General features: G+C 66.6%; 4 protein-coding genes. 1 reads left to right on the forward strand and 3 read right to left on the reverse strand.

From position 1 onward, the window contains the following. The 3 genes from SPOPO_RS34650 to SPOPO_RS0101365 all read right to left on the reverse strand — a co-directional run. Positions 1-412 (reverse strand): UvrD-helicase domain-containing protein (locus SPOPO_RS34650; RefSeq protein ID WP_033384857.1); only part of this gene is annotated, 412 nt, incomplete at its 3' end. Beyond that, positions 409-2,328, reverse strand: a complete 1,920-nt coding sequence (locus tag SPOPO_RS26895) for a hypothetical protein (RefSeq protein WP_245541658.1) — start codon at positions 2,326-2,328, stop codon at positions 409-411. The genes SPOPO_RS26895 and SPOPO_RS34650, both read right to left, overlap by 4 nt. A gap of 343 nt (positions 2,329-2,671) precedes the next feature. Beyond that, complete coding sequence (locus SPOPO_RS0101365; protein WP_019872990.1) at positions 2,672-3,760, reverse strand: IS630 family transposase; 1,089 nt, start codon at positions 3,758-3,760, stop codon at positions 2,672-2,674. A gap of 309 nt (positions 3,761-4,069) precedes the next feature. On the opposite strand from SPOPO_RS0101365, the gene SPOPO_RS26900 reads away from it, so the two are divergent. Beyond that, the coding region (locus SPOPO_RS26900) for a site-specific integrase (protein ID WP_019872991.1) at positions 4,070-4,665 on the forward strand (596 nt) is incomplete at its 3' end.

Below are 4,665 nucleotides of genomic sequence, written 5' to 3' on the forward strand. Positions count from 1 at the left end.
CCCCGAGGACTTTGTGCTCGATCTCCGATGCGATGCGGAGCGGGGACGGGTATCCGTACATAGCACCGAAGTCGTCGACGATCCGCCAGGCGAGGCCGTCAAAGGTCACCACGTCGATCCGGTCCATCAGCGGTCCGAGCACGCCCGCGGCCCGGTCAATGATTTGGGCGACTGCGGTCCGGGAGAATGACAGGAACAGGGCGCGAGCGCGGGGCGGGATACCGTCGACGTTGCCGGCGAGGACCATGTCGCGCCGTAGTTGATCTCGTGCGCCATCGGCCGCGCGGAGATGAGCGGCACCAGCGGCCGCCGCGGTGGTTGTCTTGCCGGTTCCGGCGCCGCCGAGCACGATGGCCGCGGGCGCGCCTGTCGTGATGACGTCGACCTGGGTGCCGACCGGAACGTAGGTCACGGTCCGCCCACGGGGCTGGGTGAGCTGGGCGGCGGGGGGACCAGTTGGATCGTCTTCGGGAAGGCGATTGCGTTCGCGGGTTTGGCTGTCGCCGCTACGACGGCCAGCGCACTGTCAAGGACGGGCGGCAACGAACCGTGCTCTTCGACGATGACGTCTAGGAGCTGCTCGTGCATCGGCCTTTTGTGCAGGGTTTGAATGATTGCTTTCTGGACCTCGCCGTCCGCCTTGCCGACAGTCGGGTCGTCTATGCCGTAAGCAGGAAGGATTGCGGCGGCCTTGCGCAGGGCTGGCACGCCTACGCCCGCGAGAAGGGCCGCCTCGATCGCCATCGTCTCCGGCAGGCGAACTACGCGGTCGCAGACAGCCTCGATCTCGGCTAGCACGCCGCCGGCCTTCTTGGCGGGATCACCGTCGACCAGGGCGATCACGCGAAAGCCCAAACTGCGGGCGAGTTGAGCAACGCGCGAGATCGCACCGGTACCGCCGCCTGTCCCCGTGTCCGCCGAAATCAACCGGACGCCCGACGCTGACAGCGGCGCCTTCTTCCCGGCGCGGTGACGGTCGGCGCATGCGTAGGCGGTGAGGTCGTGCGGGCCCTCGGAAATAGCCACGACCGGTGCCGTCATCGCGGGGAGCAGCTGCGCGTGCAGCAGCCGACGCAGCGCGACTTCCTTCTTGTCCGTCGGCTCCGGAACCAGATGGTGAGCACGGCACGTAGAGCTTCGGCTCAGGCGCACCAGCTCACCTGGCGCGAAAGCTCGGGCAACCTCGGGCCGGCGCGTCGTCAACCACACCTGCCCCGATCCCGCCCTCAACACCGCCGCGAGGTGTTCGGCTGTGGCGGCATCCAGCCCATCGCCAAAGTCGTCACCAAGAACAATCGCGCCTTCCACCGATGCCGTGAGTAAGAGCGCTTCAGCGGCTGCAAGCACGGCGGCTGCGGTGGACCCGTGGCTAGTCAGCGTCAGGAGGCCCGCGTCGTCGAGATCAAGGGCAGGCTGCACTGCACGCAGCAGTGCCGAGAGGGACCCGTCCTCTGGCCGGAATCGGACCGCAGCGGCGGTCGGCGCAACATCAGCGAGGTGGCCGCTCAATCCGCCTGCGGCCAGGACCGCGTCAACAGTGCCCGCAATCGTCGGGTCGGCCGACAGGTCGTCGGTGGCCGTCGCCACGGCCTCGCGCAACGTTCGGAACGCGGCCGAGGCAGCTGCGGCGTCGCGATCAGCGATGAGTCGCCGCAGTACGCCCTCCGCTCGCAACTGGAGCGGCCGTGCCGTGTTCAGCGTCACCACGGGCAATGCCCGCCGCACCGCCGCGGGAACGCGCGCGTATCGATCCGTCGCCGGATCACTACGCACCGGGAAGAACACGACCTGGTCAACTGCGTCGGCCTGCGCGTCATAACTCACGCGGTAGGCCAGCCGTACCCCCAGCGCCGCGTCAGGCGCGGCACTCCCCGAGACGTCCACCTGCCCCTCAGCGTCAAGAGGTTCTAGGAACCCGTTACACAGTTGCGCCAATTCAAGGTCAAGGTCGACAAGAGTCACCTCGACCTCCGCCCATGGGGCGAGTGTTACGGCCTCCACAACGTCGGCGTCCCCGGCATCACCGGCGTCGTCGTCGAACTGCTCATCGCCGAAGGCGGCCGCGATATTCGTGGACGAGGCATCTTCGTCTTCGACGTCCGCAGAAGGCACAGCCTCACCCGCAGCAGTCGGCATTCGCTTCTGGCGGATGTCCGCCAACGAAGGCTGCGCTCGAAGCGATGAAGGATCGAGCAATCGGGTCAAAGCGACGATCACGTCGCTTCGGCCGGCACGCGGGACCCCGGCCAACAGCACATGGCCGCGCGGCCGAAGATCGAGTGTCGACCAACCACGGAAGTCGTGCAGGCGAAGACGCGAGACTCGCATCAGGCCCTCCCCGGGCATCCGTGCCATCTGGTCGAGCGGGATGCTTCAAGGCCGCACCTCGCTTCGGACAGGATTTCATTCGATCGCGAGACAACTTGCAAGCATGGCAGGCTGAACATGAGCCGCCGCTGATCGCGTGGCATCAAATCTCAGAGAACACCGGTCAACAGAGGTCTCCCGGGCGGGTTTTGAACCGCAAGCGGAACCTGGTGAAGCGCCGCTACAAGCCGCCGCTCGTGAGACGACGAGGATCCTCGTCGCGAACCCGCAGCACCGTGACGACTGACCTCGCGACGGAGCACGGAAAGAAAGTCTTCGTGACGGGACGCATGCTAGTGCCGCGTCACGCAACGTTGGGTAGGTAATCCGGGCGGCGGATCTTGGAGTCGACGGCGAAGTGGCGCTTCGGTTGAGCGCGCTTGTTCCGCCAGCGCAGGTAGCCGGCGATGGCGGCCTCCTGGGCGGTGTGGCTGGGGTAGTCGCTGCCGTCGAGGGTGAAGTAGCGCAGGGCGGTGAACTCGCACTCGATCCAGTTCAGCCAGGACGCGTGGGCGGGGACGAAGACCAGTTCCACGTCGTTGCGGGCGCACCAGTCGCTGACCTCGGCCTTCTTGTGCGGGGAGAAGTTGTCGCAGATCAGGTAGAGCCGACCGTCGGGGATCCGGGCGCGCAACTGCTTGCAGAAGGCGAGGAACTCCTGCCACCGCTTACGATCACGGAACCGCCAGAACATCTGCCCACTGGCCAGGTCGAGGGCGGCGTACATGTGCCGGACCCCGCCGGTGCGGATGTAGGTCGCGCGCAGCCGTGCCGGTCGGGAGGTGGGGAACCAGCCCCGGCCGGGGCGCGGTTGCAGGTTCAGCGGCCCGAACTCGTCCACGCACACCACCCGCCCGTTGGCCGGTGGGTTGTCATAGAGGTCCAGGACCCGGCCCATCTTGAGTGCGAAGTCCGGGTCCCGACCGCCCTTCCAGGTCTTCGTGGCCTGCCAGGAGATCCGGGCGGTGCGCAGCACCCGGCGCACGGTCTCGGTGCTCACCTTCAACCGGTGGGCGGCGGCGAGGTGCTCGACCAGCTTTGTCAGGCTCCAGGTGGTGAACGGCAACCCGACCTGCGCCGGTGCGGTCTTGGCGACCCGGCAGATCAGCTCAACGGCCTGGGGGCCGATCCTCTTGGGTCGGCCCCCGCTCCATTTTGGGTCCAACGCGGCGAACCCCTGGGCGTTGAACGCATGGATCACCTCCCGCGCGTACTGCGCAGTCGCGGCGAACATCCCGGCCGCGTCCGCCGCCGAGCGCCCCTGCGAGGACGCCAACACGATCCCCGCCCGACGCAACCGGATCCGGTCGCGCGTCGTGCGCGTGATCTTCACCAGACGCTCCGCTTCGGCCGGGTCCAACGGCCGCACGAACACCTCAGGCTGACGGGCCATCACCACCACCTCCGAGCCCCCAGCCTCGAGACCCAGAGCCGGCCGGTCAACCCGACACGGTTACAACGCCAACCTTTCGTGTCGCAGCACTAGATCGCGACCTCGATCCTAACGGTGCGTCAGATATAACCGACCTCTGGGTCGTGAGCCGAGATTCTGGCGCTGATCGCGCACACAGGCAAGCATGCGATCAAGCTATTCCTGCAGGTCAAAGGCTAGTTTTTGGTCCGGCTGCATCCACCGACGTCCGTTTGAGTCCGCCTACATTTGCCTACAAGCTGCCTACATCAGCGCGTGGGGGGTGTGGGCATGCCGTGGGTGATGAAGCGGCCAGGCGACTCCGGCGTGCGCTACCAAGCCATCTATCGCGACCCCGCGGGACACAAGCGGTCAGCTGGAACTTTCCCCTCAGAGCGCGAAGCCCGCGCTGCCGGCCGGCGCGCGGAGAGCAGCGTCGAGTCCGGCACGTGGTTCGACCGGACCGCGGGAAAGGTCACCTTCCGGAACTACGTGGAAAAGACGTGGTGGCCGAGTAGACACCTCGAGGTCAGTACGAAGGCCGGCTACCGCTCTTACCTCGACAAGCACTTCTTGCCCTACTTCGGTGATCTACCGATGGCGAAGATCCTGCCTTCCACCGTGCAGGGTTGGGTCACCAAGGCTGTCGCTGACGGGCTGTCAGCCCGCAGCGTCGTGAAGTACCACGTCATGCTGCACAGCATCTTCAAGCGGGCTGTTCGCGACCGCATCATCGGTTTCAACCCATGCGCGGACACCGAGCTGCCCAAAGTCGTCTCCCGCAAGATGCCCACGCTGACCCCCTGGTCTGCGTCTGAGTTCGTGAGGGTTCTGGCCGGAGAAAAACCCAACCAGGAACCGGTGCGCCTGACCCGGCAGGAGGCCGG

The sequence above is a fragment of the Sporichthya polymorpha DSM 43042 genome (genome assembly GCF_000384115.1).
Taxonomy (GTDB): domain Bacteria; phylum Actinomycetota; class Actinomycetes; order Sporichthyales; family Sporichthyaceae; genus Sporichthya; species Sporichthya polymorpha.

What these genes read in the sequence shown, in the direction of transcription:
- SPOPO_RS0101365 (WP_019872990.1), bottom strand. Translation starts at nt 3,760, where the DNA reads ATGGCCCGTCAGCCTGAGGTGTTCGTGCGGCCGTTGGACCCGGCCGAA.
- SPOPO_RS26895 (WP_245541658.1), bottom strand. Translation starts at nt 2,328, where the DNA reads ATGCGAGTCTCGCGTCTTCGCCTGCACGACTTCCGTGGTTGGTCGACA.